Here is a 3,288-nt window from a genome sequence, read left to right as displayed (position 1 = left end):
GTCCCTTAATTCCATCCTGGAAATCAGCTAGATCTTCAATGACCGGATAAGAGCCGACCTGGATTCGGGTAATATATGGTGAATATACATGTTTATGTCCGGTCATAAGGATAGTCGGGCCGACAACCAGATCCTGGTTTATCGATCTTCCAAGGCGTGAGAATTCTCCGTCCGGATCCATGTAGTAGTGGGTAGCGATGATAGTTACCTGATAAGGAGAAGTTTCAAGAAATGTTTTGATTTGTTGTAGATCACTGGATGGAAGAGTCTTTTTAACATAGGATATACCCACCAGATTAAAATCATTTACGGTGGTGAGATAATATCGGTCACTGCTCCCGGTGAATATATCATAATTCCGATCATCTTTTCCTGCATTGGTATCGTGGTTACCTGCAGTGACATAAATTGGAATTGAGGTTTTGTTTATTGCATTGGCATATGTCTGCCATTCGGTAAGGTTGTCATAGTTATTAACCAGATCACCGGTGATGATGATTGCTGATATGTTGTACTGACTTTTCAGTGAGTCCAGGTACGTGAAAGTATGATTATAGGTATCAGGATAATAAGAGGCGAGATTCTGTGTATCGGATAGATGAACGATGGAATATGTATAGGTCGGACCTGGCTGGTCTGAAATATTTGGTATAAACTCTGCATATCCATCGGAAATGGTTCCCAGTACCAGCAATCCCGATATCATGAGAATTTGTATAACGTGAGATATCCTGATCAATGTGGTTTGTCTCCATGACTATGCTTGAGATAGAAGACCTCTGCTGTACCTGGTTAAATATGTCGTCCGTATAATTCGTACAGATCAACGCAACAGAGAAGAAACCTTTTTTAAAAGTATCAGAGAAAAGAACAGGTTGTGTAGTCCACGCAAATAGAATCTATTGTTCAGATGACAGGGGTGACCCGAATTATAAATTTACATAAAAAGATGGGGTCTATTATACCTTCTTTCGGTAAACATTCAACCCGATTTTTATGTCGTCATTGTTCGGGATTGAAATATTGCCTTCAGATGTACCGATTACAATTGATTTGCCTGATTTTGACTCTCCGAAATCTTTGGAAAGATCTACCGTAATTGTCAGGGTTGATCCTTCTATCTTCATCTCCATATTTTTCATACTCATACTGTGTACATGAGGGTATCAATATCTTTTTCGATTGACTACCGATTATCTGCACTCGGTATCTCGTTTGAGTCTGAATTGATAAGGCTGTGCGAAGAACTCTATTACGTCTGATCAAAAAAAGGGTTGAGGGTAAGGTTACCAGGCTTCAACAAACGCTGAGTTGGTATAGAGATCTTCAAGTCGTGCCTTGTGTCCCCGCTCCATCTTGGCGAGTTCAGTGAAGATCTTCTTCTGTTCTGAATCAGCACTTGCATCTGCGAGTTTCTCATACATCTGCATTGCTTCTTCTTCTTTCTTGATCGCGAGTTTGAGTCCTTCCAGAGGTTTCATGTCAGAAGACGGAGATGGGCTCTCGATAAGGTTAGATAATTTGTAATCCTTGACCTCATCGAATTTCAGTTCCTTCTTTGTGCCAGAAAGATATTCCTGGAGCGTTTTTCGGTGATATGTCTCTTCCTGAGCTAATTCTTTGAATGTGCTCTTGAGTGCACTGTCTTTGACTTTGTCTGCAAGAGCAGTATAGAGTGCATAGGAATCAACTTCCCGATCAATCGCGTTAAGCAGGATTTTTTTAAACTCTTCAGTTTTCATGGACAATTCTCCATTTGGTCGAAATATTAGGTGAGATAACAGGGATGGGGGTATCAGAATTCTGATACTCCGGTATCCCCGCTTTGTGTTGCATCGTTTGGTGGTGATTATACTGGCTGAACGCAGTCTTACTTGGATTTTGTGTAGGTCGTCTGAGATGAGTGGTAATCAGTGCTACATCAGTTGGTATAAACCGATTTTCCAAGTTTTGGTTCAAATGCGTTGTCTGCCTCAACTCTGATTGCATGAGAGAAGAGAGCCAGCGGGATCTCCATCGGACAGAGTTCTTCGCACTGTCCGCAGTTGATACAACTATCTGATATATGTGCAAATCTGCGGAGGTGGAACATCGGATCTGATGGTAGTTTACCTCTGCGAACCATCAGGGATTCATCCCTGCCTTTGAATGCGGTTGCAGTACAGACCGGACATTTCTCGATACAGGAATAGCACTTCACACACCGGGAAGTCTCTTTGTTGATGGTCTCCCAGAGATTGTCCCTCAGGCCGGTGAAGTCATGCTTTCTCCACTTGGCTCCGAGTTTGAGCATGGCTCCTTCGACCTTGCCTCTGATCTCTATGCCTTTCGGGTTTGCAGCTTCTACCGCGAGTTTCTTTGCAGCAACTGCCTTGGTAAGCAGATCTGCACCCTTCTCACTGCAGACCTCAACAAAGGTTGCCTTTCCTGCCTTGTCACCGATAACTCCCCAGTTACCACAGGCAAGATCTGCCTGACGGGGAACTTTGTATAAACAGCGGCGGCAGTTGGTACGGCGACCGAATCCCTCTTCTTCAAGTTCATCGACAGATATGCCTTTGTGTCCACCTTCATACTCGATGATGAACTGACCCTTGTCAATCTCTTCCTTGTGAACAGTGTCCGGATCTACGCCGTATTTTGCCTTGATCATCTTCCGGGCTACGCCTGGATTGACTGATCCACCACAGTTGACACCGATGGTGATGATATTCTTCATGTCGACATCATTGCGTTTTGCTTCTTCAAGCAGGCCCATGAGGTCGCATCCTTTCACCACAACACCGAGTTTCATCTTCTTTGCCCCGTCCAGGTAGTTCTTGATGAACGTGGCCAGGAGCAGGGTTCCACAGTGCAGTGAGCCGGCAGTCTTATCAAGTTCCTTGGGATCCGTAATAGCGACCGGAATAGCATCATAGATATCGTATCCCTTGGTGACTGCTACTACGGCATCAACCATTTTAGTCTCGAGAGCATGTCGCAGAAGGGCGGTTACTGCTCCTCCACATTCTGCTTTCTCAGCAAGTCCGCTATCGGTGGTCCATGCATACAGGAGATCTCCTTTTGCTGCCATGTTTATTTCCCTCCTGCAATCTTTGCAATCGAAACAGCACAGTGCTTCAGCTCAGGCATCTTTGACAAGGGGTCAAGTGCCGTGTTTGTCAGGTTGTTCACACCCTCTGCAAAGTGCATGGCCATATACATTACACCAGGAGCTACATCCTCGCCTACCCATGCAACCGTCTCGGTCTGACCACGACGGCTCTTGAGTATAACCTTCTCTCCCTG

The 3,288-nt window shown here is 44.7% G+C and carries 4 protein-coding genes; all 4 read right to left on the bottom strand.

What is annotated here, in order from left to right; all coding sequences use genetic code 11:
* Nucleotides 1-706 (bottom strand): metallophosphoesterase (locus LUQ50_RS15710; RefSeq protein WP_300041358.1); only part of this gene is annotated, 706 nt, incomplete at its 3' end.
* 580 nt (nucleotides 707-1,286) lie between these two features.
* Entirely contained in the window at nucleotides 1,287-1,742 is a 456-nt protein-coding gene (locus LUQ50_RS15705; RefSeq protein WP_300041356.1) for a ferritin family protein, read from the bottom strand.
* Nucleotides 1,743-1,921: 179 nt separating this feature from the next.
* Nucleotides 1,922-3,073, bottom strand: coding sequence for a Coenzyme F420 hydrogenase/dehydrogenase, beta subunit C-terminal domain (locus tag LUQ50_RS15700; protein WP_300041354.1), 1,152 nt, complete (start codon nucleotides 3,071-3,073; stop codon nucleotides 1,922-1,924).
* A gap of 2 nt (nucleotides 3,074-3,075) precedes the next feature.
* Nucleotides 3,076-3,288, bottom strand: a 213-nt coding sequence (locus LUQ50_RS15695; protein WP_300041352.1) for a molybdopterin dinucleotide binding domain-containing protein, incomplete at its 5' end; no start/stop codon positions are given.

Source organism: Methanospirillum sp., assembly GCF_028679455.1.
In the GTDB taxonomy this organism is placed as follows: Archaea; Halobacteriota; Methanomicrobia; order Methanomicrobiales; family Methanospirillaceae; genus Methanospirillum.
Note: the sequence above shows the minus strand (reverse complement) of the source record. Positions and strands in the feature narration are given on the sequence as shown.